General features: G+C 61.1%; 20 protein-coding genes. 6 read left to right on the forward strand and 14 right to left on the reverse strand.

The features are described from left to right. Positions 1 to 32: 32 nt before the first annotated feature. From glgB to FJ527_RS18980, 5 genes are all read right to left on the reverse strand, one after another. Positions 33 to 2,246 carry a 1,4-alpha-glucan branching protein GlgB gene (gene glgB, locus FJ527_RS18960; RefSeq protein WP_140823823.1) on the reverse strand — a complete coding sequence of 738 codons (2,214 nt, stop codon included), beginning with the start codon at positions 2,244 to 2,246 and terminating at the stop codon, positions 33 to 35. A gap of 71 nt (positions 2,247 to 2,317) precedes the next feature. Continuing rightward, positions 2,318 to 4,780 (reverse strand): glycogen/starch/alpha-glucan phosphorylase, encoded by a 2,463-nt coding sequence (locus FJ527_RS18965; protein ID WP_140823824.1) that lies wholly within the window; start codon positions 4,778 to 4,780, stop codon positions 2,318 to 2,320. 134 nt (positions 4,781 to 4,914) lie between these two features. Continuing rightward, the gene (locus tag FJ527_RS18970) at positions 4,915 to 5,697 is read right to left on the reverse strand and encodes an ATP-binding cassette domain-containing protein (protein WP_023771512.1); all 783 of its coding nucleotides are present in this window, start codon (positions 5,695 to 5,697) and stop codon (positions 4,915 to 4,917) included. Continuing rightward, positions 5,694 to 6,755: an ABC transporter permease gene (locus tag FJ527_RS18975; RefSeq protein WP_015318693.1), complete on the reverse strand. Its 1,062-nt coding sequence runs from the start codon at positions 6,753 to 6,755 to the stop codon at positions 5,694 to 5,696. Before FJ527_RS18975 ends, FJ527_RS18970 begins: the two co-directional genes overlap by 4 nt. A gap of 159 nt (positions 6,756 to 6,914) precedes the next feature. Continuing rightward, positions 6,915 to 7,931 carry a sugar ABC transporter substrate-binding protein gene (locus tag FJ527_RS18980; protein WP_023771510.1) on the reverse strand — a complete coding sequence of 339 codons (1,017 nt, stop codon included), beginning with the start codon at positions 7,929 to 7,931 and terminating at the stop codon, positions 6,915 to 6,917. 228 nt (positions 7,932 to 8,159) lie between these two features. Here FJ527_RS18980 and FJ527_RS18985 point away from each other — a divergent pair, with 228 nt between their 5' ends. The 4 genes from FJ527_RS18985 (at position 8,160) to FJ527_RS19000 (ending at position 12,128) form a co-directional block, all read left to right on the forward strand. Next, on the forward strand, positions 8,160 to 9,386 hold the full coding sequence (locus tag FJ527_RS18985) for an ROK family transcriptional regulator (protein ID WP_140663206.1): 1,227 nt from the start codon (positions 8,160 to 8,162) through the stop codon (positions 9,384 to 9,386). 1 nt (position 9,387) lies between these two features. Beyond that, the gene (locus tag FJ527_RS18990; RefSeq protein WP_015318696.1) at positions 9,388 to 9,834 is read left to right on the forward strand and encodes an RbsD/FucU domain-containing protein; all 447 of its coding nucleotides are present in this window, start codon (positions 9,388 to 9,390) and stop codon (positions 9,832 to 9,834) included. Beyond that, on the forward strand, positions 9,831 to 10,754 hold the full coding sequence (locus tag FJ527_RS18995; RefSeq protein WP_140618637.1) for a carbohydrate kinase: 924 nt from the start codon (positions 9,831 to 9,833) through the stop codon (positions 10,752 to 10,754). Before FJ527_RS18990 ends, FJ527_RS18995 begins: the two co-directional genes overlap by 4 nt. Before the next feature lie 231 nt (positions 10,755 to 10,985). After that, positions 10,986 to 12,128 (forward strand): DegT/DnrJ/EryC1/StrS aminotransferase family protein, encoded by a 1,143-nt coding sequence (locus tag FJ527_RS19000; protein ID WP_140823825.1) that lies wholly within the window; start codon positions 10,986 to 10,988, stop codon positions 12,126 to 12,128. A 75-nt stretch (positions 12,129 to 12,203) separates the two neighbouring features. Here the strand turns inward: FJ527_RS19000 and FJ527_RS19005 are convergent, their stop codons facing one another. The 5 genes from FJ527_RS19005 to FJ527_RS19025 are packed head-to-tail and all read right to left on the reverse strand — an operon-like array spanning position 12,204 to position 17,554. Further along, complete coding sequence (locus tag FJ527_RS19005) at positions 12,204 to 13,466, reverse strand: O-antigen ligase family protein (RefSeq protein WP_140823826.1); 1,263 nt, start codon at positions 13,464 to 13,466, stop codon at positions 12,204 to 12,206. 54 nt (positions 13,467 to 13,520) lie between these two features. Next, positions 13,521 to 14,324 (reverse strand): 3'(2'),5'-bisphosphate nucleotidase CysQ, encoded by an 804-nt coding sequence (cysQ, locus tag FJ527_RS19010; protein WP_181166405.1) that lies wholly within the window; start codon positions 14,322 to 14,324, stop codon positions 13,521 to 13,523. Positions 14,325 to 14,334: 10 nt separating this feature from the next. Further along, the gene (gene cysN / locus FJ527_RS19015; protein ID WP_181166395.1) at positions 14,335 to 16,272 is read right to left on the reverse strand and encodes a sulfate adenylyltransferase subunit CysN; all 1,938 of its coding nucleotides are present in this window, start codon (positions 16,270 to 16,272) and stop codon (positions 14,335 to 14,337) included. A 2-nt stretch (positions 16,273 to 16,274) separates the two neighbouring features. Beyond that, the gene (gene cysD / locus FJ527_RS19020; RefSeq protein WP_140823829.1) at positions 16,275 to 17,180 is read right to left on the reverse strand and encodes a sulfate adenylyltransferase subunit CysD; all 906 of its coding nucleotides are present in this window, start codon (positions 17,178 to 17,180) and stop codon (positions 16,275 to 16,277) included. A 44-nt stretch (positions 17,181 to 17,224) separates the two neighbouring features. Next, positions 17,225 to 17,554, reverse strand: a complete 330-nt coding sequence (locus tag FJ527_RS19025) for a hypothetical protein (protein WP_140823830.1) — start codon at positions 17,552 to 17,554, stop codon at positions 17,225 to 17,227. An 89-nt stretch (positions 17,555 to 17,643) separates the two neighbouring features. Here FJ527_RS19025 and FJ527_RS19030 point away from each other — a divergent pair, with 89 nt between their 5' ends. Together FJ527_RS19030 and FJ527_RS19035 are read left to right on the forward strand one after the other, a co-directional pair. Continuing rightward, positions 17,644 to 19,011 (forward strand): O-antigen ligase, encoded by a 1,368-nt coding sequence (locus FJ527_RS19030; RefSeq protein WP_140823831.1) that lies wholly within the window; start codon positions 17,644 to 17,646, stop codon positions 19,009 to 19,011. A 17-nt stretch (positions 19,012 to 19,028) separates the two neighbouring features. Then, complete coding sequence (locus FJ527_RS19035; RefSeq protein ID WP_140823832.1) at positions 19,029 to 19,976, forward strand: NAD-dependent epimerase/dehydratase family protein; 948 nt, start codon at positions 19,029 to 19,031, stop codon at positions 19,974 to 19,976. Between the two features lie 42 nt (positions 19,977 to 20,018). Here FJ527_RS19035 and FJ527_RS19040 read toward each other — a convergent pair whose 3' ends face one another. From FJ527_RS19040 to FJ527_RS19060, 4 genes are all read right to left on the reverse strand, one after another. Next, complete coding sequence (locus FJ527_RS19040) at positions 20,019 to 20,558, reverse strand: sugar transferase (protein ID WP_140823833.1); 540 nt, start codon at positions 20,556 to 20,558, stop codon at positions 20,019 to 20,021. Between the two features lie 118 nt (positions 20,559 to 20,676). Continuing rightward, entirely contained in the window at positions 20,677 to 21,609 is a 933-nt protein-coding gene (locus FJ527_RS19045; protein ID WP_140823834.1) for a glycosyltransferase family 2 protein, read from the reverse strand. A gap of 167 nt (positions 21,610 to 21,776) precedes the next feature. Further along, positions 21,777 to 23,765, reverse strand: a complete 1,989-nt coding sequence (locus FJ527_RS19055; protein ID WP_181166396.1) for a nucleoside-diphosphate sugar epimerase/dehydratase — start codon at positions 23,763 to 23,765, stop codon at positions 21,777 to 21,779. A gap of 186 nt (positions 23,766 to 23,951) precedes the next feature. After that, positions 23,952 to 25,619 carry a polysaccharide pyruvyl transferase family protein gene (locus FJ527_RS19060; protein WP_181166397.1) on the reverse strand — a complete coding sequence of 556 codons (1,668 nt, stop codon included), beginning with the start codon at positions 25,617 to 25,619 and terminating at the stop codon, positions 23,952 to 23,954. Positions 25,620 to 25,640 lie beyond the last annotated feature (21 nt).

Genomic DNA, 25,640 nt, shown 5'->3' on the forward strand with positions numbered 1-25,640 from the left:
TCGTATCGATGCGCTAACCAGCCTTAACGAGTTCAGTCGGCAGCGAGTTCAAGCATGATCGTCGACAGCGGAGGCAGGAGCATCGTTGCCGAGATGCCCTTGCCCTCCGCCCTTGCCTCGACCATGCCGCCATTGCCCATGCCGGAACCGCCATATTCGGAAGCGTCGGTGTTGATGATCTCGCGCCACTTGCCGGCCTTCGGCAGCGGCACACGATAATTGTCGCGCGGCACCGGTGTGAAATTGGAGATGACGGCGACCGGATCACCGCCGGGAGCGCTGCGCACCCAGGCGAAAACCGAATTCTGGCTGTCGTCGACGATCAGCCAGGAAAACCCTTCCGGCTCGCAGTCGCGGCCATGCAGGGCCGGGCGTGAACGATAGAGATAGTTGAGGTCGCGCACCGTCTGCCAGACCCCGCGATGCGGGCGGAAATCGAGCAGGTCCCAATCAAGCGCGCGCGCTTCGCTCCATTCGCGGCGCTGCGCGAATTCCTGGCCCATGAACAGCAGCTTCTTGCCGGGATAACCCCACATGAAGCCGTAATAGGCACGCAAGGTCGCGAATTTCTGCCAGTCGTCGCCGGCCATCTTGCCCAGCAGCGTGCCTTTGCCGTGCACGACCTCGTCATGCGAGAGCGGCAGCACGAAATTCTCCGAGAAGGCGTAGGTCAGGCCGAAGGTCAGCTCGTTGTGGTGATGCTTGCGGAAAATCGGCTCCTTGGAAAAATACTCCAGCGTGTCGTGCATGAAGCCCATGTTCCATTTGAAGCCGAAGCCCAGCCCGCCTTCATGGACAGGCGCCGAGACCTTTGGCCATGAGGTCGATTCCTCGGCGATGGTCATGACGCCCGGATGGTGGCCGTACACCTCCTTGTTCATCTTCTGCAGGAAGCTGACCGCCTCGAGGTTTTCGCGCCCACCCTTCTCATTGGGGATCCATTCGCCGGCCTTGCGCGAATAGTCGAGGTAGAGCATCGAGGCGACCGCGTCGACGCGAAGACCGTCGACATGGTATTTTTCGGCCCAGAACAGCGCGTTGTTGACCAGGAACGACACTACCTCGCGGCGGCCGAAATTGTAGATCGCGGTGTTCCAGTCCGGATGGAAGCCCTTGCGTGGGTCGGCATGCTCGTAGAGCGCGGTGCCGTCGAAATGGACCAGACCGTGCTCGTCGACAGGAAAATGCGCCGGCACCCAGTCGAGGATGACGCCGACGCCGGCACGGTGGGCGCCGTCGACAAAGCGGGCAAAGCCGTCCGGATCGCCGAAGCGGGCCGATGGCGCGTAGAGGCCGGTTGTCTGGTAACCCCAGGAGGGATCATAGGGATGCTCGGAGATCGGCAGGAATTCAATATGGGTGAAACCGGTCTCGATTACATAGGGGATCAGCCGGTCGGCCAGTTCATCCCATGACAGGAAGGAGCCGTCATCGCCAAGCTGCCAGGACCCGGCGTGGACCTCGTAGATCGAGATGGCCTCGCGGCGAGGGTCGGCGTTGCGCCAGAAATTGCGATGCGCCTCGTCACCCCATGCATGCGCCGGCGGCATCGCGGTCACCGAGGCGGTTGCCGGGCGCAGCTCTGATTTGAAGGCGAACGGATCGGCCTTCAGCGGCAACCTCACGCCATCGGGACCGATGATTTCATATTTATAGGGCCGGCCGGCACCGATATCGGGAATGAACAGCTCCCAGATGCCGGTGTCGCGACGGTCGCGCATCGTATGCTGGCGGCCGTCCCAGTCGTTGAAGTCACCGACCACCGAAACGCGCCTGGCATTTGGGGCCCATACAGCGAAATGCACGCCGGACGCGCCTTCGTGCTCGATGACATGCGCGCCGAGCTTGTCGAACAGCCTGAGGTGCGAACCCTCGGCGATGTAGTAATCGTCCATCGGACCGAGTACCGGACCGAACGAATAGGGGTCGGTCAGCCACCAGTCGCCGCCGGCATTGCGGGCGTGGTAGCGCAGCGGCTGGCGCTTCTTGATCGACAGCTTGCCTTCGAAGAAACCGGCCTCGTCGCGCCTGGTCAATTCGCCGACCTCGACGCCGGTCAGGGTGTAGGCCGTAACCGACTCCGCGTGCGGAACGAAGCAGCGTGCGAACAGGCTCTTGCCGGCCTCCTGGACACCGAGAACCGCAAAGGGATTGCCGTGCGTACCGGCGACAATCGCCTCGACATCGCTGGCTGGCGCCAGTCCGTCCGGCCCGCTTGTCGCAGCGGTCGCGCGCGGCTTCCTCATCAGGCGGTCGCCCTCCCCGGGCACCAAGTGTTTGTTTTTGCGGCCATCGTTCGTGGCCTTATGCAATCATATCAGACGGGTACGTTCCAGATTTCTTTCGCATATTGACGGATCGTGCGATCGGAGGAGAACCAGCCGACGCGCGCGACGTTGCGGATGGCGCGCGCGTACCAGTCCGGGCTGTTGCGCCAGACAGCGTCCACCTCGCGCTGACAAGCGGCATAGGCGTCGAAATCCGCCGCGACCATGAACCAGTCGCTGTCATAGACGCCATTGATGAGGTCGCGGTAGCGATTGGGATCATCGGGCGAGAAGACGCCCGATGAAACGGCCGCAACCGCCTGCGCCAGTTCGGGCGATGCCTCGATGACGCCGCGCGGATTGTAGCCATTGTTGCGCCGCTCGGCGACTTCTTCGGTGGTGAGGCCGAAGATGAAGATATTGTCGTCGCCGACATGCTCCTTGATCTCGACATTGGCGCCGTCGAGCGTGCCGATGGTCAGCGCGCCGTTCAGCGCGAACTTCATGTTGCCCGTGCCGGAGGCTTCCATGCCGGCGGTCGAGATCTGCTCGGAAAGATCGGCGGCTGGCATCAGCACCTCGGCCAGGCTGACATTGTAGTTCGGCACGAACACGACCTTCAGCAGGCCGCGCACCGAAGGGTCGCTGTTGATCACCCTGGCGACGTCGTTGGCCAGTTTGATGATCAGCTTGGCGTTATGGTAGCTGGGCGCGGCCTTGCCGCCGAAGAATTTCACGCGTGGCATCCAGTCGCGTTCGGGATGCGAACGGATCTGGTCATAGAGCGCGATCGCTTCGAGGATGTTGAGCAGCTGGCGCTTGTATTCGTGGATACGCTTGACCTGAATGTCGAAGAGCGCCGAAGGGTCGAGCTTGATGCCAAGGCGATCGGCGACCAGATTGGCAAGCCTCACCTTGTTCTGGCGTTTCACCGCGGCGAATTTTTCGCGAAAGGCGGTGTCGTCGGCTAAGGGATCGAGCCCCTTGATCGCTTCGATGTCATCCATGAAGCGGTCGCCGATCGCCTCGCGGGCAAGCGCGGTGAGGCCTGGATTGCACTGGATGAGCCAGCGCCGCGGCGTGATGCCGTTGGTCTTGTTGTTGATGCGATCGGGATAAAGTTTGTGGAGGTCGGCGAAGACCGTCTCCTTCATCAACTCGGTGTGCAGCGCCGACACGCCGTTGATCGAATGCGAGCCGACAAAGGCCAAATTGCCCATGCGCACCCTGCGGTCGCCATTCTCCTGGATAAGCGAGATACGGCTGATCTGCTCGTCCGAGAACTGATCGGTGGCGCGGGCTTCGAGCAGCACCTGCGCGTTGATGGCGTAGACGATCTGCATGTGGCGGGGCAAAAGCCTCTCGAACAGCGGCACGGGCCAGCTTTCCAGTGCCTCTGGCAACAGCGTGTGGTTGGTGTAGCCGAAGGTGCGCTTGGTGACATCCCAGGCGAGATCGAAATCCATGCCATGGACATCCATCAAGAGCCGCATCAGCTCGGGCACGGCGATCGCCGGATGGGTGTCGTTGAGGTGGATCGCCGCCTTGTCGGGCAGAGACTTGAGATCGCCATATTGGCTGAGATGGCGCTGCAGGATGTCCTGCAGCGAAGCGGTGGAGAAGAAGTATTCCTGGCGAAGCCTGAGTTCCTGGCCGGCCATGTGGGAATCGGCTGGATAGAGCACCCGCGACAGTGCATCGGCCTTGTTGCTTTCGGCCAGCGCCCCGATGTGGTCGCCGGCGTTGAACTTGTCGAGCCGGATCGGGTCGATCGGCATGCCGGACCAAAGGCGCAGCGTGTTGACGCGCTTGGCCCGCCAGCCAGCCACGGGCGTGTCATAGGCGACCGCAAGCACATGCTCCCTCGGCTTCCAGACATGGCGTTCGAGGCGGCCGTCCTTCGAGGTGATCGATTCGACCGAACCACCGAAACCGACTTCGAAGGAGCGCTCGCGCCGCTCGAATTCCCAGGGGTTGCCGTGGTCAAGCCAGGTCTCGGGCAACTCGACCTGCCAGCCATCGTGGATTTCCTGGCGGAACATGCCGTTGGCATAGCGGATGCCGTAGCCATGCGCGGGGATGTCGACGGTGGCCATGCTTTCCATGAAGCAGGCGGCGAGCCGGCCAAGGCCGCCATTGCCGAGGGCCGCGTCCGGTTCCAGCGCGGCGATCAGGTCGAGATCGACGCCGAGCGACGACAGCGCCTCACGCATGTTCTCCATCAGGCCGAGGTTGGAAAAGGCGTCGCGCATCAGACGCCCAATCAGGAATTCGAGCGACAGGTAATAAACGCGCTTTTCCTGTTGGTCGTAGGCTTCCTTGGTCGCCTGCATCCAATGGTCGACGACGCGGTCGCGCACGACCTTGATCGTGGCGGTCAGCCAGTCGTACTGGGTCGCGACGGTGGTGTCCTTGCCGACCCGGTACTTCAGGGACATCAAGACTTCTTCAGCAAGCGTCTTGGGATCGGGATTGTCGAGAGCGGGTGCTTCGATCGTCATGGCGGATGTCATATCGCCTCTCGTTCGGTTTGGCCTGATCATACCGGCTTTCACCGTTTCTCCCAGCCCATCCTAGTGCATTGCAACATCTTTTCAATCGATTTAGAGAATCGCCATCATCTACTTACCCTGCGGCAAGTTGGCAGTCAGGCCGCCAATGCCGCCTCCGGGGGTGCTTTTGCCCCGGTCATGAAGGCAACGGCGTCGGACATCGTATATTGCTTGGGGTCGATGACGCACAGTCGACGGCCCAGACGGTGGATGTGGATACGGTCCGCCACCTCGAAGACGTGTGGCATGTTGTGCGAGATGAGCACGATCGGCAGGCCGCGCTTCTTCACGTCGAGGATCAGTTCAAGCACGCGGCGGCTCTCCTTGACGCCGAGCGCCGCCGTCGGCTCGTCCATGATGACCATTTTCGACCCGAAGGCGGCGGCGCGGGCCACAGCCACGCCCTGGCGTTGGCCGCCCGACAGGGTCTCCACCGCCTGGCTGATGTTCTGGATGGTCATCAAGCCTAGTTCGGTGAGCTTGTCGCGGGCACGCTTTTCCATTGCCGGACGGTCCAGCATGCGAAGCCACTGGCCGACGAAGCCGGGTTTGCGGATCTCGCGGCCAAGGAACATATTGTCGGCGATCGAAAGCGCCGGCGACAAGGCCAGGTTCTGGTAGACAGTTTCGATGCCGGCTTCACGGGCTTCCATGGGCGACTTGAAGGAGACGGGTTTGCCTTCAAGCCGGATTTCGCCTTCGTCCGGCACGGCCGCGCCGGAAATCGCCTTGATGAGCGACGACTTGCCGGCGCCGTTGTCGCCGATGACGGCAAGGATTTCGCCGGGGTAAAGGTCGAAATCGGCATTGTCGAGAGCGGTGACGCGGCCATAGCGCTTGACCAGGCCGCGTGCGGTGAGGATGGGTTCCTGGGTCATGCCGAAACCTTTCTGATCCATTGGTCGATGGCGACGGCGCCGATGATCAGCACGCCGGTAAGCAGCACTTTCCATTGCGGATCGGCGCCGAGCATGTTGAGGCCCATCGAGACGACGCCGACGATCATCGCGCCGAACAGCGTGCCGAGGATGGAGCCGCGGCCGCCGAAGAGAGAAATACCGCCGATCACGGTCGCGGTGATCGCCTGCAGATTGTAGTCGGTAACAGCGGCGGACGGCGAGATCGAGCCGTTGCGGCCGATGGAGACCCAGGCCGCGAAAGCGGCGATCAGCCCGGCAAGGGTGTAGACCGTCATCAGCACCTTCTTGGTCTGGATACCCGACAGCTTCGCCGCCTCCTGGTCGTCGCCGACGGCGTAGACATGACGGCCCCATGCGGTGTGGTTGAGCACGTACCAAAGAACCAGCACGAGCACGACCGTGGCGATGACGCCGAGCGTCAGCACGGCCGTGCCAACCTTGAAGCTCAGGGCAAACAGGTGCAGCAGCGGTGCCTGGTTGTCGACGTCGGTGTCGCGGATCGTCTCATTGGCCGAATAGATGAAGTTCGTGGCCATGACGATGTTCCAGGTGCCAAGCGTCACGATGAAGGGCGGCAGCTTCATATAGGCGACCAGCAGCCCGTTCAGCAGCCCGCAAGCCGCACCGGCGGCAAGCCCGATCGCCACGGCGAGCACGCTCGGCATGCCGTAGCTGACCGCGCAATTGCCCATGATCACGGCCGAAATCACCATGATCACCCCGATCGACAGGTCGATGCCGGCGGTCAGGATGACCAGTGTCTGCGCGGCGCCGAGAATGCCGACGATGGCGATCTGCTGCAGGATCAGTGTCAGCGTGTAGGACGAGAAGAACCGCCCCCCGATCGTGATGCCAAAGATGACGATCGACAGAAGCAGCACGATCAGCGGCACCGCCGCCGGCGTCGAATGCAGAAAATGCTGGATGCGCTTGACGGCTGATTTGTGCTCGTCAAAAGCGGCTACACTTGTATCGCTGGCCGAGAGAACCTTCTCGAATTCCTGAGCTTGAGCCATGTTTCCTCCCCGTAGGGCTTCAGCCACACGCTGACGCCGTCCACGCCTTCCGGTCTGTCGCCGGGATTATTCGCGTTTACAGTGATGCATCGTCCACCCGATGCGACCGGGGATCAAGTCCCCCCGGTCGCATCGGTTCCGTTGCCGGTCAGGCCAGTATCAGCCCCAGCACTTGGCGAGGCCTTCCTTGGTGTCGATGGACTTGACGCCCGTCGCCGGCTTGTCGGTGACGAGGTTGACGCCGGTGTCGAAGAAGTTCTTGCCCTCGGTCGGCTTCGGCTTGGTGCCGTCCTTGGCGAAAGCGGCGATCGCCTCGATGCCAAGTGCGGCCATCTGCAGCGGATATTGCTGCGAGGTGGCGCCGATGACGCCTTCGGCGACCGACTTCACGCCGGGGCAACCGCCGTCGACCGAGACGATCAGCACCTGGCTTTCGAGGCCGACAGCCTTGAGCGCCTGGTAGGCACCGACCGCGGCCGGCTCATTGATGGTGTGGATGACGGTGATGGTGTTGTCCTTCTGCAGAAGGTTTTCCATCGCCTTGCGGCCGCCTTCCTCGTTACCGTTCGTCACATCATGGCCGACGATGCGCGGATCGGTCTCATCGCCGATCTTGTTGGGGTCCTTCACGTCGATGCCGTAGCCCATCATGAAGCCCTGGTCGCGCAGAACGTCCACGGTCGGCTGCGAGGGTGTCAGGTCGAGGAAGCCGATCTTGGCGTCCTTGGCCTTGTCACCGAGCGTGGCGGCGGCCCAGGCGCCGATCAGCTTGCCGGCCTCCAGATTGTCGGTGGCGAAGGTCGCGTCGGCGGCGTCGATCGGATCGAGCGGCGTGTCCAGCGCAATCACCAGCAGGCCCGCATCGCGCGCCTTCTTCACCGTCGGCACGATGCCCTTGGTGTCGGACGCGGTGATCAAAATGCCCTTGGCGCCGTCGGCGATGCAGCTTTCGATCGCCGCCACCTGGCTCTCGCTGTCACCGTCGATCTTGCCCGCATAGGTCTTGAGATCGACACCAAGTTCCTTGGCCTTGGCGGTCGCGCCCTCCTTCATCTTGACGAAGAACGGATTGGTGTCGGTCTTGGTGATCAGGCAGGCGCCGACGCCGGCCGCGGACGCAGACGAAGCGAACGCCATCAGACCCAGCGCGGCCGCCGCGAAAACGGTGGACTTCAACAGTTTTGTATTGGTCACGATTTCCTCCCAGTGGAACATTTTTCGAATGCCGGCCAACCGGCACCCGCACGGCATCCAGCGACTTCTCCCAGCGCGGATGCTCCCTCAAGGAACACCACGCCAGCGCATCTGTCAATAATTAAATCACTCTTATTTATTATTGACACCCTTGCGTCGTTCACTCATTCTGACCCAAAAGCATTGTGGGGAAACGACGGGAGGAACAGGGTGGAGACGGCCACTGCGAGGCATGGTTCGCCCGAAGCGAACGAGAGCCTCATTCACCGCGGCACCAACCAGAGTGGCATGCGCGACCACAACGAGCGCCTGGTGCTTTCGCTGGTGCGCCAGCACGGCAGTCTGGCGAAGTCCGACATTGCCCGGATGACCGGACTTTCGGCGCAGACGGTCTCGGTCATCATGCGCGAACTGGAGGAAGAAAGCCTGCTCGTGCGCCAGGCGCCGTTGCGCGGTAAGATCGGACAGCCCTCAATCCCCATGGCACTCAACCCCGAAGGCGCCTTCTTCATCGGCCTCAAGATCGGCCGCCGCAGCGCCGAACTCGTGCTGATCGATTTCCTCGGACAGGTGCGCGCGATGCTGCAGCATTCCTACCGCTACCCTGCCCCCCACGAGACGGTCGAGTTCGTCACGTCAGGCATGAAGACGATGCGCGGCGAGCTGACGCCGGCACAGGACAAGCGCATCGCCGGACTTGGCATCGCAATGCCGTTCGAGCTCTGGAACTGGGCCGACACCGCCGGCGCGCCGCGCGACGTGATGGACGAATGGCGCCATCGTGACATCAGGACCGACATCCAGGCGCAATGCGATTTTCCGGTCTATCTGCAGAACGATGCCACCTCCGCCTGCGGCGCCGAACTGGTCTTTGGCCAGACGGGCGCGGCGCGGGATTTCGTCTATTTCTATATCGGCGCCTTTGCTGGCGGCGGCATCGTGCTCAACGGCCGGCTGTTTGGCGGGCCGACCGGCAATGCCGGCGCGCTCGGCTCAATGCCTGTGCCGGGGCCGGATGGAAAGCCGACCCAGCTGATCGACGTGGCCTCGATCGCCATGCTCGAAAAAACACTCAACGCGCGTGGCGTCGAGGCCTCTTATCTGTGGACCTCACCCGAGGATTGGGGGGAGATCGGCGCCGCGCTGGACGAGTGGATCGCCAGCGCCTCGCAGGCGCTCGCCTACGCCATCGTGGCAGCGTCCTCGGTCATCGATTTCGAAGCCGCGGTGATCGACGGCTGGATGCCGAAGGCCGTGCGCCAGAGGCTGGTCGAGGCGGTCGTGACGGCAATCGGCGCGATCGACGGCGAAGGGCTGAAACTTCCGGCCGTCCGCGAGGGAAGCGTGGGTATCCATGCCCGGGCGCTCGGCGGCGCCAGCCTGCCGCTTTCCGAACGCTTCCTGATCGGTTCGACGACGATCTCCAGGGGCGCGTGAAATGCTGATCGGGATTCCGGCGCTGCTTGGTCCAGAGCTTCTGGCGACGTTGCGCGCCATGGGCCATGGTGACGAGATTGCCGTGGTCGACGGGAACTATCCGGCACAGGAGCAGGCAAGGCGCCTCATCAGGACCGACGGCCACGCCCTCATGCCCGTACTCGACGCGATACTGACGCTGCTTCCGGTCGACGATGTCGTGCCGGAGGCGCTGTTTCGCGCCTCGGTGAAAGGCGATCCGTCGCTTGCCGACCCCGTCCATCGTGAAATGGAGGCGATCTGCGCCAAACGCGCGCCTGGCCGCAAGGTGGTTGCACTGGCCGGCGCCGACTTCTATGCACGGGTCAAATCGGCGCATGCCATCGTCGCGACAAGCGAGCCGCGGCTTTACGCCAATATCATCATCCGCAAGGGCGTGATCTATCCGCCGGAGACCGAGAAGCCATGATCCTCTGCTGCGGCGAAGCCCTGATCGACATGCTGCCGCGCACCACTACGGAGAATGAGCCGGCTTTTGCCCCCTATGTCGGCGGCGCTGTCTTCAACACAGCGATCGCGCTCGGCCGCTTGGGCGCGCCGGCCGGCTTTTTCTCGGGCCTGTCGTCGGACCTGTTCGGCGGTCAGTTCAGGGACGCGTTGGGGGCGAGCAAGGTCAGTTCCACCTACGCGCACACCTCGCCCCGACCGACGACCCTGGCCTTCGTGCGGCTGAACAATGGCCAGGCGACCTACACCTTCTATGACGAGAACACGGCCGGGCGCATGCTGACCATCGAAGACCTGCCGCAACTCGGCAGCGAGATCGAGGCTATGCTGTTCGGCGCCATCAGCCTGATCTCGGAGCCGGCTGGGTCGGCCTATGAGGAATTCATGCAGCGCGAGCATGAGACCCGCGTGATGATGCTCGATCCCAACATCCGGCCGAACTTCATTCCCGACAAGGCCAAGCACCTCAGGCGCATCCGGGAGATGATGGCGATGGCCGATATCGTCAAACTGTCGGACGAAGACCTCCACTGGTTCGGCGAAGCCGGCTCGCACGAGGATGTCGTGCGCAATTGGCTCGACCGCGGCCCGAAGCTGATCGTCGTCACGCATGGCAGCGAGGGTGCCGTTGGCTACAGCAAACAGCATCGTGTCACCGTCATGCCGGAGACAGTGAAGGTGGTGGACACCGTCGGCGCCGGAGACACGTTCAACGCCGGCATCCTTGCCTCCCTGCATGAGCAAGGCCTGTTGACGAAGGCGGCGATTTCCAGCCTGTCCGAAGACGCCATCCGCAAAGCATTGGCGCTCGGCGCCAAGGCGGCGGCAGTGACAGTCTCACGAGCCGGCGCCAATCCCCCCTGGCGGCACGAGATCGGCTAATCGGCTCTCCAGCGCGATCACTTTATGTTTCCAGGCGCCGGAAAACCTCGATAAGAATGGGCTGAATTGCACCGCCAAGCCCGGATTCCCGGCTTTGTGGGACAATATGCCGGCAAAACGTGGTAACGGGCTGCGACACTTGCACCAAGTCCCCGATCCGCAGCTGGCTTTTTCAGCCGCGCCAAGTCTGGTACCAGCGGGCCGGTTATTGGCAGGTATATTGAGGCCGACATGCAATTCATCGATCTTGGCGCGCAGCGCGAACGAATCCGCGATCGGCTGAAAGCCGCGATCGACCACGTGGTCGAGGATGGCCGCTACATCCTTGGCCCGCAGGTCGCCGAATTCGAGAAGAAGCTCGCCGCCTATGTCGGCGTCAAGCATGTGATTGCTTGCGCCAACGGCACCGACGCACTGCTTTTGCCGCTGTTCGCCGCCGGCATCGGCCCGGGTGACGCGGTGTTCGTGCCGAGCTTCACCTTCGCCGCCACGGCGGAAGTGGTGGCGCTGGCCAAGGCCGAGCCGGTTTTCGTCGATGTCGATCCGACAACCTACAACATCGACATCGCCAGCCTCGAGGCGGCGATCGCGGCCGTCAAGAAGGAAGGTCGACTGAAGCCGAAGGCGATCATCCCTGTCGACCTGTTCGGTCTTGCCGCCGACTATGAGGCGCTCATGACTATTGCCAATCGCGAAGGCTTATTGGTGATCGAGGACGCAGCCCAGTCCATGGGGGGCTCGCTCGAAGGCAGGATGTGCGGCGCGTTCGGCCATGTCGGCTCGACCAGCTTCTATCCGGCCAAGCCGCTCGGCTGCTATGGCGACGGCGGTGCGATGTTCACCAATAATGACGCGCTGGCCGACGCGCTCAGATCCTTCGCCTTCCATGGCAAGGGCGAGACGCAGTACGACAACATTCGCGTCGGCATCAATTCACGGCTCGACACGCTGCAGGCGGCGATCCTGCTTGAGAAGCTCGCCATCCTCGAGGAAGAGATGGTGGCGCGGCAGGTGGTGGCCCAACGCTACGCTGAAGGCCTCGGTGACGTCGTCACCGCAGCCCGCAACCTGGGTGGCAGCCGCTCGGCCTGGGCGCAATACGCGATCGAAACGCCGAAACGCGACGGGCTTAGAGCGCATTTGAGCGAAAAGGACATTCCGTCCGTCATCTACTACGTCAAGCCGCTGCATGAGCAGATCGCCTATCGCGACTACCCGCGCACGCCGACCGGTCTTGCCGTTTCGGAGGACCTGCCGAAACGCATCCTGTGCCTGCCGATGCACCCCTATCTCAGCGAGGCCGACCAGGACCGGATCATCGAAACGATCCGCAATTATATCGGCTCGAACTCGGCGCAGGCCGCGGCCGAATAGGCGTCGGGCACGGGATATCCGACCGACACCTCCTTGGCATAGGGCGACGACGGCGCAGGCCGTGCGCTTCGCCCGTTATTTTGAGAAGGCCGCCGCGTGTCTGGTGATCCCCTCTTCCATTCCCGATCGGGTCATGGAACGGCACTGCACTATGCAGATCCCCGCCGCGAAGACCAAAGTGCCCAGCACCCATGACAACCAGATCCGATGGTCGACCGAGAGTTCGACGACAGCTATCATCAGGTAGCAGCTGGCTATGAAATGGCAGGGGCCGCTCAAACCACCGATCATTCTTATGATCGCCGCCAGGAGCACTCCATATACGATGATGCCCAGCGCTCCCAGTTCGTACCACAAATCGAATACGATATTATGTGCGCTTGGGAGATCCGCCTGGGCATAATATGTGGGACTCACGACGACCCCGGCCGCGTTTCTCATCGTATTGGCGCCATGGCCGAGGATCGGCTGGTCCGCGATGTGGGGCGAAATCATCTGCCATAGATCAAGCCGCGCTGCGAAGGTTCCTGGATAGAAAACCAGCCATCCCGTTGTTTTGAGGTAGGCGAACAGCGGCGCGACGACGAAGGGGGCAATCAGGGCAAGAGACAAATAGACGGAGAACAATCCAACCAAAACGTGTTGGTGGTATTTCGCGGGCATGACAAACATCACCGCCACGAAGACAATCGCCAGATTGACGCCGGTCGATTGGCCGTAGAGCAATGTCAGCACGGCGAAGAGAGCCGCAAGCCCTTTCCAGACCAGCCTCGGCTGGGCAAGAAATATGACGGCAAAAAAAGCTCCGTACACCGTGATCTTGTGGAGGGTGAAAACGTTCTCCACAAAGCGTGGATCTTCGGTCAGAAACGCAAAATACAGTTCCCAGCCCATCACCGACACGACGCCGATCAGCATGCCGGCCAATGACACCCGCGCGAGCCGCTCGCGTTGAGCGCTCGCAAGCGCGAGGACGCCCTGAAACAGCAGGATAGCGGCGATCGAGTAGCCAAACACGTCCCTCGCCGCCGTGAGAGAGCGGCTCGCATCGACCGACCACAGGGCGCTCGAAAGGACAAAGCCTGACAAGAGAGCGAGAACAATTGCGAGGCCTATCGTGCCTCTGCCAAAACGCGCACGCTTCGTCAAAAGGGCGAGAGCGCCCATGAGTGCCCCGACAAGCGCCAAGACCGTTGGGGACATTTCGACGAAGGCGAAAAGGGCGGGAGAGAGGGCGTAGAGGCCCAGCAACATCCTGAAGACTATTTCATCACGATTGCTGGTCCATGCGGGAAAGCCGCCCAAAATGACGGCATGGCATTTCTGAAACAAGGACATTCACTTACCGACTCAGGGGACGTCGGCAAAGGATAAGCCATCGACGAGGGCTTTTCACCTACGTTCGATACGTCCCCCGATTGCAGCCTCGCCGCTGGCGATGAAATGCGGATTGGCGAAGTCCGCGTCATCGGCCTGGTTGCGCTTGCCATAGGTCAAGGGCTTGCCGTCCAGCGTCCGCGTCGTGCCGCCGGCGGCACGCAGCACCGCGTCACCCGCAGCGGTGTCCCATTCCATGGTGCGACCGAACCGCGGATAAACATCCGCCTCGGCATTGGCGAGGAGGCAGAATTTCAGTGACGAACCGACCGAGACGATCTCGGCGGCACCAAGGTCGCGAATATAGGCTTCGGTTTCCGGCGTGTTGTGCGAGCGGCTGGCAACCACGGCCAGCGGCGTCGCGGCCGTTCTCACCGAAATCGGCCGGCGGGAAACGATCTGGTAGTCGCCATCGACTTCGAGGGCTTCCGCCCTGCCCGGTCGCCCGGAAAAAAACCGGCCGCTGCAGGGTGCGAAGACAACGCCGACTTCCGGCACGCCATGGCGGACAAGCGCGATGTTGACGGTGAAGTCGGTGCGCCGGTTGACGAATTCCTTGGTGCCATCAAGCGGATCAATGAGGAAGAAGGCCTCGCCAAGTTCGCCCGGCATGACGCCGGCCGCCGCTTCCTCCTCGGCCACGCAGGGAATATCGGGGAATGCGGCGCGCAGGCCTGCAAGAATGATCTTCTCGCTCTCGCGGTCCGCCTCGGTGACCGGCGAGGCGTCCGACTTGCGGTCGACCGCGCAGCCGGCGTGGAATACGCGCATCACCTCGCGCCCGGCCGCTAGCGCCAGCCGCTCGAAGATTTCAAGCATCGACGTGTCGTCAGATACCGCCGCCATTGTCATATTGGTCTTCGGCAATGTCACGCTCGTTCAGCCAGTGTTCCAGGGCATCTACCATCTCTTCAGCCGATCTGCCGAGCGTCTTCAGATGGATCTCCGGTTTCTCCGGTGCTTCGTAAGGCGAATCGACGCCGGTGAAATTCTTGATCTCGCCATTCAGCGCGCGGGCATAGAGGCCCTTCGGATCACGCCTGGCGCATTCCTCGAAAGGCGTATCGACAAACACCTCGATGAACTCGCCATCGGCCATCAATTCCCTGGCCATCCGCCGCTCGGCGCTGAACGGGGAAATGAAGGAGACAATGACGATCAGCCCGGCGTCGGCCATCAGCTTGGCCACTTCGGCGACGCGGCGAATGTTCTCGACGCGATCGGCATCGGTGAATCCAAGGTCGCGGTTGAGACCGTGGCGGACATTGTCGCCATCGAGAATGTAGGTATGACGCCCAGTAGCGAAAAGCTTCTTCTCGAACAGGTTGGCGATGGTCGACTTGCCGGAGCCCGAAAGCCCCGTGAACCAGAACACGGCGGGCCGCTGGTTTTTCATGTCGGCACGCACGCGCTTGCCGACATCGAGCGATTGCCAATGGATGTTTTCGGCGCGGCGCAGCGAGTGCACGATCATGCCTGCGCCAACCGTGGCGTTGCTGATGCGATCGATCAGGATAAAGGCGCCAGTGGTCCGGTTCTCGCCAAACGGATCGAAGGCAATCGGCGCCCGGGTCGAAATGTTGCAGATACCGACCTCGTTCATTTCAAGCGACTTGGCCGCCTCATGCGCAAAGTCGTTGACGTTGATGCGGTACTTCAAGTCGGTGACGGTGGCGCTGGTCTGGTCGGTCTCGGTGCGCAGGATATAGGAACGGCCCGGCAGCAGGGCGTGCTCGTCGAACCAGACGATGTTGGCGGCGAACTGGTCGGCGACCTGCGGCCGTGCGGACGGCGAAACCAGCATGTTGCCCCTGGAAACCTCGACCTCGTCGTCGAGAACGAGCGTTATGGCCTGGCCGGCCACCGCCTGTTTGAGATCGCCGCCATAGGCGACGATGCGTTTGACATGCGAGGACTTGCCCGACTTGGCGACCACGACCTCGTCGCCTTGCGCAACAATGCCGGACGCGATGGTGCCGGCAAAACCGCGAAAATCGAGATTGGGGCGATTGACGTACTGAACCGGAAAGCGGAACGGCAGCTCGGCCGTGGCTTCGTCGACGGAGACGGTTTCGAGATGCTCGATCAATGTCGGGCCGGAATACCAATGCGTGTTTTCGGAGCGGCCGCTGACATTGTCGCCGTAGCGGGCCGACATCGGGATCGGCGCGATGCTCTGGAAGCCGAGATCGCGTGAGAACTGCCGGTAGTCCTCGACGATCCTGTTGAAGACCGCCTGGTCAAACCCGACGAGATCGATCTTGTTGACCGCCAGCACGATGTGGCGGATGCCGAGCAGCGAGGCGATGATCGAATGGCGCCGCGTCTGGCGCAGCACCCCCTGCCGGGCATCGATCAGCACGATCGCCAGGTCGGCGGTCGAAGCGCCTGTCGCCATGTTGCGGGTATATTGCTCGTGGCCGGGCGTGTCGGCGACGATGAACTTGCGCTTCGGCGTGGCAAAGAAGCGGTAGGCGACGTCGATGGTAATGCCTTGCTCGCGCTCCGCCTCGAGGCCGTCGACCAACAGCGCGAAGTCGACGTCGTCGCCCGTCGTGCCGTGCTTGCGCGAATCGCGTTCGAGCGCGGCGAGCTGGTCCTCGAAAATCTGCTTGGTGTCGGAGAGCAGGCGTCCGATCAACGTCGACTTGCCATCATCCACCGAACCGCAGGTCAGGAAGCGCAGCAGCGACTTCTTCTCCTGCGCGGCCAGATAATCGCGGACGCCGTCCGTTGGAGCGAGGCTCTTTGCCATGATGTGGCGCATGGTCAGAAGTACCCCTCGCGCTTCTTCTTTTCCATCGAACCGGCTTCATCGCGGTCGATCAACCGACCCTGCCGTTCGGAGGTGCGTGCCGTCAGCATCTCGCCAACGATGGCTTCAAGTGTGTCGGCGTCGGATTCGATGGCGCCGGTCAGCGGATAGCAGCCGAGCGTACGGAATCGCACCAACCTGTCCTCCACGACCTCGCCAGGCAGTAGCTTCATGCGATCATCATCCTTGAGGATCAGCATGCCATCGCGTTCGACAACCGGCCGCCGCTTGGCGAAATAGAGCGGCACGATCGGGATATTTTCCTGCAGAATGTACTGCCAGATGTCGAGCTCGGTCCAGTTCGACAGCGGGAAGACGCGGATCGATTCACCCTGCGCGATACGTGTGTTGAAGATCTTCCACATTTCGGGCCGCTGGTTCTTCGGATCCCACACATGCTGGGCGTTGCGGAAAGAGAAGATGCGCTCCTTGGCGCGCGACTTTTCCTCGTCGCGACGGGCGCCGCCAAAGGCAGCGTCGAAGCCGTATTTGTCGAGCGCCTGGCGCAGCGCCACGGTTTTCATCACATGAGTGTGGGTGTTCGAGCCGTGATCGAACGGATTGATGTTGTCGCGCACGCCATCTTCGTTGACATGAACCAGAAGATCGAAACCCAGCTTCTGCGCCATCTGATCGCGAAATGCGATCATCTCGCGAAATTTCCAGGTGGTGTCGACGTGAAGAAACGGGAATGGCGGCTTGGCCGGATAGAACGCCTTCATCGCCAGATGCATCAGCACCGACGAATCCTTGCCGACGGAATAGAGCATGACCGGCTTGGTGAAGGCTGCCGCGACCTCGCGGAATATGTGAATGGACTCGGCTTCAAGCCGCTGCAGATGCGTAATCGCTGGTACCATGGACCGTGAGCGTTCTCTCATGCCTTGCAATAGAAGATCCTGCGTCAAATCATCGAGCCTTTTGCGCCCGGTTCAAAGCTTCGCTTCTGCACAAGTGTTTCGTGCGGGCGTTCTAGCAGATCGTCGCGGCCCAGAACAATGCAAGACGAGCCCGACAGCCATCCGTTCGGGAATGAATTTTCCACGATTGCGCCAAAACCCGGAAATTTCTGCTTGGAGAGCTTCCAGCCGGGAAAAGGCTGGAAAAATATTGCCTGCGAGATCGCTGGGGATGCTGCAGGGTCAACCGGTGCCGACCGCAGGTTTCGATCAGGGCGCACTATCGAAACAGCGGCACAGCCGCTATACGCTTTTTGAGAGAGGGCAAGATGCATTATGAATGGCCAATTTCGAGGTGAGCATGTTGGGTTTCACCGAACACGATGTGCCGCATAAATTTTCTCGAGAATAGCGGGTCCGAAAATTGAACCGGCTTTCATTCATAAGACAGCAAATCACGCCTTCGCGGATCAATGTCTACTTCTCCATTCTCTGCTTCTTTTCTCCCCCGGTCCTGGGATCGGCGGTCAGCTTCGTGTTCAATGGCGGCGGACTATGGTCCGTCCTGTTAATCGTCTTGAAGAGAAGGCACTTCAATGTCGACCGGGCGATGATGGCGCTAACGATCGCGATCTACGCCTATTGCGCAAGCAATGTCCTGGCGTCCATCGTCAACCACGCGATCGTCAAGGACGCACGGCATCTTGTCCCGCTGATCACCTTTCTGTTTTTTCCCATTTCCTATTCGACCTGGAGCACTACGCAAAAAACAACGCTCGTCCGCATCATTGTGTTGGCCAGCATGGCGGCTTGTTTCGGAGCGCTGCTGCTGGCGGTTTATCAGCAATATCGACTTGGTATGCGCGCTGAGGGCGGGGCGGGGAATGCGATCGTTTTTGCTGAGGTCCTCTGCCTTGCGGTGGTGATCTGCGTGGCCGCTGCCGTATCCGGTATAGAGAAATACAGGATCGCCCTCGCCTGCGCCGCACTCGGCGGAACGATCGCCATCATCTACTCCGGTACGCGCATCGTCTGGCTGGCACTGCTGATTGCGGGTGTCGCCGTTCTGTTGATCAACCAGCAGAAGCTAAGAGGGAGAGATGCCGTTCGCGTGCTTTTGCTGCTGGCCGCGATTGCGGTCGCTATCGCGTTTTTCGGGTTCCAGACGATAGCGGGGCGCGTCGCATTTCTGCACTCCGACTGGGATGCGCTGGCGGCCCATGGTGACCACACGACTGCTTTGGGACTACGCGTCGCGCTTTGGGATATCGGCCTGAAGGCATTTCATGAGATGCCATTGTTTGGACATGGGGTGGGTGCCACCCGGCTCTTGATCAAGCAGGGCTTTCAGGATCAGTTCGGGATGGATGCAGGTTTCAGTCATTTCCACAACGGCTTCCTGACCGCCTTGGTACAAGCGGGAATCTTGGGTGCGGTGACGCTGGCGGCGATCTTTGTGGCTGCCGTTAGAAATGCAGCCCTGGCCCTTCGCGACAGCACCGATCCGATCGAACGGTTCGGCGCCACCATGATCGTCGCCGTCGTGATCACCTACCTGACTGCCGGCATGACGGGCATTCTGATCGGCCATGACATTCTGGACTCGGTCTTTATGGTCTTCCTGGTGTCGGGAACATATCTTGCCTGCGGGCGCCAGGCCGTGTTGGTGGAAAGGCAAGCCCTTCCACCAGTGGTGGGAGCCCAGGCGATGTCACCACCGAAAAGCCAAGCCGTTCCACTGGTGACGGAAGCCATTCCATCAGACCTGGCGCCTCCGCCAGCCGCCCGATAGCCGGTCCGGGCAAGACAATGAAAGTCCTGGTTACGGGCGCGACGGGTTTCATCGGCCGCCAGGTGGTCCATCGGCTTCGTGAGGCCGGCGTCGAACTTCGCCTTGCCTCCCGCCAGCCGGATAGACTTGATGCCGGGCCCGACGCGATGCAGATGCCGGGGTACGATGCACCTGCCGAGGCTTTCCTGGCGCTGACCAGGGATGTTACGGATGTCGTCCATTGCGCGGGTCTGAACAATGATCAGGGCAATGCCACCGAAGCTGATTTTCGAGCAGCCAATGCGCAATTGAGCGCACGCCTGGCGCATGCCGCCGCCACGCAGGCAAGCGGACGGTTCATTCATCTTTCCTCGATCCGGGCCGTGATCGGCGCGCGTGCCAGCGCAACCATCGACGAAAACACGATCCCCGACCCACAAGACGCCTACGGGCGCTCGAAACGTGAAGCAGAAATCGCCGTGTTGGGCGCCTATGCCTCGCATGGCCGTGCCGACGCGGCCATATTGCGGCTGCCGCCAGTCTACGGGATCGGCATGAAAGGAAACCTGGCGACGCTGATGCGGCTCGCCGATACGGCTCTGCCGATGCCAACGGGCGCATTGACGGCGAACCGTTCGCTGCTGTCATCGCAATCCGCGGCACGGGCGGTGTGGCATCTGCTTTGCCATTCCCAGCCACTTCGTCCGATCTATCTCGCCAGCGACGAGCCGCCGGTGTCCGTCGCTGCCGTCATCGGTGCCTTTCGCCGCGGCTTGCGGAGGCCGACGCGCCTGATGACCGTGCCGGCTGGACCAATGCGGACAGCCGCCACACTGCTTGGCAAGCGGATGTTCTGGGACAGCCTGACGGCGACGCAAATATGCGACCCGTCGCTGCTTGTCTCGGAAGGCTGGGCGCCGGAAACCAGCACGCTGGAGCGGCTGACCGAGATAGCGCGCCTCCGAAACCCTCGACGTCCTGTTTGATCCCGGCTCAAAGACAGGTTTCCGCTTCAGGAGCGGGGCTGCTCAGCCGCGATAAAGTGTTCCAAACAGGATCCGAAGGTCGAGCCAGAACGACGCGGTCCTGAGATAGGTGGCATCGGTTTCGGCCAGAAGTTGCGGGTTCGACATGTCGATGCCCCTGATCTGGGCCAAGCCTGTCATCCCGGGCAAAGCCTGCAAAACGCCCAGCCGCCTGCGGCATTCGATCAGTTCCGTCTGGGTCGGCAGGCAAGGACGCGGCCCGACCAGGCTCATTTCGCCGCGCAGGACATTCCACAGCTGCGGCAACTCGTCGAGCTTGAATTTCCGCAAGCCCCTTCCAACCGATGTCACGGCGCTCACCGGGGTCTCATGCGAGGGCAAGGATGGCGTTCCCTGGTACATCGTCCGCAACTTGTGGCAGCGAAAAAGCACACCTTCGCGGCCAATCCGCGTTTGTGAAAAAATCACCGGACCGGGCGAGGATACCCGGACGGCGACAATGGCCAGCAATAGAATGGGAGAGGTTGCCACCAGCAGCACAGCCGCACCGGCGAGATCGAAGATTGTCTTGGCTGTCTTCATGTGGCCGATAGGGCTCCCTGCCAGGGCTCTACGCGATAACCGCCAGCGATGCCCGTCAATCCGGCCGGCGTAGCACGAGGTCGCCTTCCCAACCAAGCGCGCCGCGCGGTCCGCGATTTCAGATACGACCCAGGACAAAGGCGAGATAGAGCCCAAGGGTGCCGGCGAAAGTCTGTCGATAGACGCCGCTTTTGCGCAGGGCGCCCAGGCGTTGGAAAAGGGAACCTCGCCGACCGTTCGCGAACAGGTCGAGGCACGCCACCGCATCCTTCGTAAGGAGATCGCGATTGACGGCAAGGCCGGCAAGATTGAGATCGGTCCAGTCCGCGAACTGGCCCTTGAACAGGCGACCCAGCCGGGAGATCCGCGCCTGCCACGATGCATTGGCGCCGACCAGATTTGCCGCATGCTGGCGGTAGCGTACCAATGGCCGCGGATCGTAGCGGACGACCCCGCCGGCACCGGTGACGATCAGATAGGCCCACCAATCGTGACTGACGAAACCGGTGCGCGCGGAGGCCTTGGCCAGCAGATCGCGCGCCGCGCGGTTGAGCAGCATGGTGTTGCCGCCGGCGATACTCTGCACCAGCGCATTGCGGAACGACGGCGGACGGCTAAACAGCGGCGAATGGCCGACCAGGCGTCCGGTTTCGGTCATGGTCGCGGTTCGCGAGCAGAACATCAGCGGAATGTCAGCATCAAACGCCTGCATCCAGCCAAGGGCGCTTTCAAGCCGGTCGGGCTCCCAGACATCGTCCTGATCGCAGAAGGCGTAACAATCCGCGTCGATGCTCGGGTCCAGGATCATCGACCGGAAATTGGCGGCAAAGCCTTGCCGTGGCCCCTCCACCAGATTTATCCGACCTTTTGTCCAGCGGGGCTTCCAGGCTTCGACGACGGCAATCGTGCCATCGACGGAGCCGTCGTCGGATATCCAAAGGTCGATCAGAGGATGGGTCTGCGCGAGCAGCGACTGCACCTGCTCGTCGATAAAGGCGGCGCCATCCTTCGTGCCCATCAGGACCGCAATGCGCAGATCTGTCTTATCCACCGATGTCAAACGCCTTGCCGCCGCTGCGCACTTTTCCTGGAATTGCTCATCCTTGCCTTTACGCAATTCCGGACGGAAAACCGCTGCGCACTTTTCCTGGAATTGCTCATCCTTGCCTTCACGCAATTCCGGACGGAAAACCGCTGCGCACTTTTCCTGGAATTGCTTTAGCTCGCCTGCCCGGCCGTTTTCGGGACCGCGCCCTGCCGCGCGTTCGCCCTTGTCTTCGTCGCGCGGTCGAGATCGGCCAGGATGGTGAGCGAGGCTGCCTTGTCCTGGGCCTTCATGGATTGCTGCAGCGCCGCAAGTGCTGCCTGGACATCCGACCACAGTGCGACATCGGTGCTCAGGCCGAAGATCTTGGCAATGCTGAGCTCGACCAGTTCCTCGTCCTCGCCGTGCAGCGTCTCGTGGAGCTTTTCGCCTGGGCGAATGCCCGTGAAGCGGATTGGAATATCCGTATAGGGGCTTTTTCCGGCCATGCGGATCATCGTCTCGGCCACTTCGACGATCGGCACGGGCTTGCCCATGTCGAGCATGTAGACGGCGTAGTCCTGGCCGGCCGGCCGCGAGGCGGCATCGGCCGCCGACATGATGACGAGATCGACGGCCTCGGCGACGGTCATGAAATAGCGCGTCATGCGCCGGTCGGTTATGGTGACCGGCCCGCCGGCCTCGATCTGCGCCTGGAATATGGTCGCCACCGAGCCATTGCTGCCGAAGACATTGCCGAAGCGCACCGCGATGAACTTGGTGGCCGCGCGGCGGCCGCCCGGTTCGCCGGCCGGTGTCCCGTGCAGCGCGCTGACGATCTGTTCGGCGGTCCGCTTGGTCATGCCGAGCACGGATGTCGGATCGACGGCCTTGTCGCTCGAGACCATGACGAATTGCGCCACGCCGCATTTGGCGGCGACCTCGGCGCAGACAAGCGTGCCGAAGACATTGGTCTGGATGGCGGATTCCCAATTCTCCTCCAGCAGCGGAACATGCTTCAAGGCCGCGGCATGGAAGATGATGTCGGGTTTGAACTCCGTGACGACGCGCGTCATCTGGCGCCGGTCCGCGACATCGACGATGCGGACCTTGAGGCGCTCATGGTGCTTCTCGTCGACATACTGGCTCAACTGGAAGATGCCGAATTCGGAATTGTCGGCGACCAGCACGGCCTCGGCTCCAAGCTCCAGCGACCGCTTGACCAGCGTTCGCCCGATGGAGCCGGCGCCCCCCGTGACCAGGACGCGCTTGCCGCCGACGAAGGCGCCGATGCGCTCGATGTCGGATGGCACAGTCGGGCGTCGCAGGATCGTTTCCATCTCGACGGCGTCGAGAACGAGCTTTCCCTCCTGGCCGACCTGCGAAAGCCCCGCGAACTGCACGACCGCTATGTCGCCGTGACGCGCGACGCGGACCAGCTCCGAATATTCCTCGATCTCATGCTCGGCGCCGCTGCCGAAGATCAGCAGATCGAGGCTTTTGGTGCCGCTCGCATAATCCTCCAGGACATCGATCAGGCGCGGCCGGGTCGCCACCACCGGGACCCCTTGAATGCGCGTGCCGAGCGGTGCGCCATGCTCGGTGGCCATGATGCCCGCTATTGTATGGTCGGGGGGGTGCGCCGTGCGCGTGAAACGAATGATCAGGTCAGCCTCGCCGAGCCGCCCGACGAACAGGGCCTGCTTGGTGCGCGCCGTGTCGGCCTTGCCGCTGAGGACACCCCAGCTCGCGCCGTCACGCAGGAAGCGGTAGAACAGCCGGGGCGCCGAGATGATGGTGAAGGAGACGAGCAGGAAGACGATGAACTGGCGCTCGTTGAGCCCCGCGACAGGCTGAAAGGAACGCACGACCAGCGAAACGGCGTAGAGCACGAATGTCAGTATCGCGCAGCTCTTCAGGATGTTGAAGAAATCAGGCGTCGAGGCGAAGCGCCAGACCGTGGTGTAGAGGCCGCAATATCTGAACAGAAGATGGCTGATGAGCACGATGCCGGCCCAGGTGACAAGGCCCTCCGTGGAGAGCGCCCCGAACGAAAGATCCGACCGCGACAGGACAAGGCTGAGCGCCACGGCGACCAGGACCATGACCACATCCTGGACCATGATGAAGGCGCGCCGAATCTGTGGCCTAAGCCCGAACACAGCTTCCAGGGAAGTATTCATTAGGCAGTACTAAACTCCAGGCTGTCGGAGTGACTGCCAGCAAAGTGTGTGAGCACGAGAATCATTCGCGACCATCACACTTCCAGCAGCATCTCCGGCCCCCGCCGTGCTGTATCGCATACTGCGGGCCGCGAGGCATAGCCAGATGTTTTTTTGGGGGCTGCGCGGTCGGAGCGCTAGACCTGATCAAGGAGTAGGTGCTCCCTGATCTAAGAACTGCGTGCGTTCAACCAAAACTCCATTTGCATCGGTGTCGACATAGATGAAATGGCCGAACTCCGTTGGCCCGTTTGTCGCAAGCTTGTCCGCGGCTAGGTTGTTCCAGTGAGAGATAGAACCAGAAGAGGTTTTGAAATATGCGGAGGACGAATAATCGGCTGCCTTTAAATACCAGTCGAGGTGCGCGGCTTCAAAAGGATAGTAGACACGCCTTGCCGTCTTCATTCTGTTAAACGGCTCGCCAGCTCTGTGCAGCGCAAAAGTGGTATCAATTGGGGCTTCAATACTGGCAATTCGGCCATGCGAAGTCTCCACCCATTCAGGCTTGCGATGCCAAAACTGCTCAATGTGGCGATTCATCACATCTTGAAACAGTGGGTAATCGTGTGGAATATCGCGGATGCGAATCATCGGCCCAACGCATTGCACTGAGGTATAGCGATCAAGGAGCTCGTCATAGACGTCGAGCGCTTCGGCATTCGCGACAGAAAGATCGATGTCGCAGTCTGTTACAACATATCTGGTTGGCTGGGCCCATGATGAAAAATAGTCTTTAATCGTTTCATCAACGTCATTGAGGTCATCTTGGTTAAAAATTCTTTCTCTCTTATATATTATGCACCCCTCGGATTTTAAATCATCCAGAATGTGAAGTGTTTCAGGGTCATCGGATCCGTTGTCATGTATGATTACTTCGACACTTCTTTTCATTTTCCTATATGAATTAATCGCAGTTCTCAAGAATTTGCCGCGATTGTAAGAGATTACGAAAATCGGCAAAGGGTTTTTCCTGCATGATGACAAAGTCTGATAAGAGCGCTGGCCAAGGTCATGCGAAAGCTCGCCTATTCGGCTGTTAGGAAAATTCGAAATCATAGCCGCCCGATCGATCTGCATGTCATGCAAAGTGGCACGAGCCACCAATTCATTAACGTCTATGTCGATTGCTGGTTCATACGGTTGATTCTGAGGCTGATTGGCCAGCGAGAACCAATCCCGAAATTTGAATCCGCTCCTGACGACGCGATCCGAAAGCTTGATCCAAAGATTGGGGATGCCAAATGCCTCGGCGAATATTAACCCGTGTAGGCTTGAGCTTACTATGGCGTCGCATGACTGCAGGGTGCGAAAAAACTCGGCGGGTGAGCCGTGGACATTAACGTCAACCACCCCCTCTTCGCGAAGAAGGCGCTGAAAAAGAGGATGTTGGCGATCCACGTAGTGGGGAATAAGCCCCATACGGAACCTTTGCTCAGAGTCTAGCCGGGGAAGGAAATCGGGTACGAGAAAACCCGGATCACCGAGTGGGATGTCAGGGACATCGACGCCCGCCGATTTAAACTTCTGATGGGTCAGCTTGCCTCGTAATGCATACACATTTGAGGCAAGGATTTGCGACACTTGCTGATCCGGGTCCATGAGGCCGGTCCCCCACAAGATCGTCCTAGAGTTGGCGCTACCTGCGATACTGCCGATTGAAAAAAGCCTCGCCTGATTGGAGTCAGTGGAAAATATTGTACGTTGACGCGAGACATGCTCAATCACGTCCGGGCTCACCACGTCACCGATGTTTCCAATCCTTGAAAAATGCCACTCTCGAATTGGGACATCGGATGGCGTCGGCTTGACGCCCACTGATCCTCTTCTCACGGTCTT

Origin of the sequence: Mesorhizobium sp. B2-4-18, from assembly GCF_006441385.1 — a bacterium.
Lineage (GTDB): Bacteria > Pseudomonadota > Alphaproteobacteria > Rhizobiales > Rhizobiaceae > Mesorhizobium > Mesorhizobium australicum.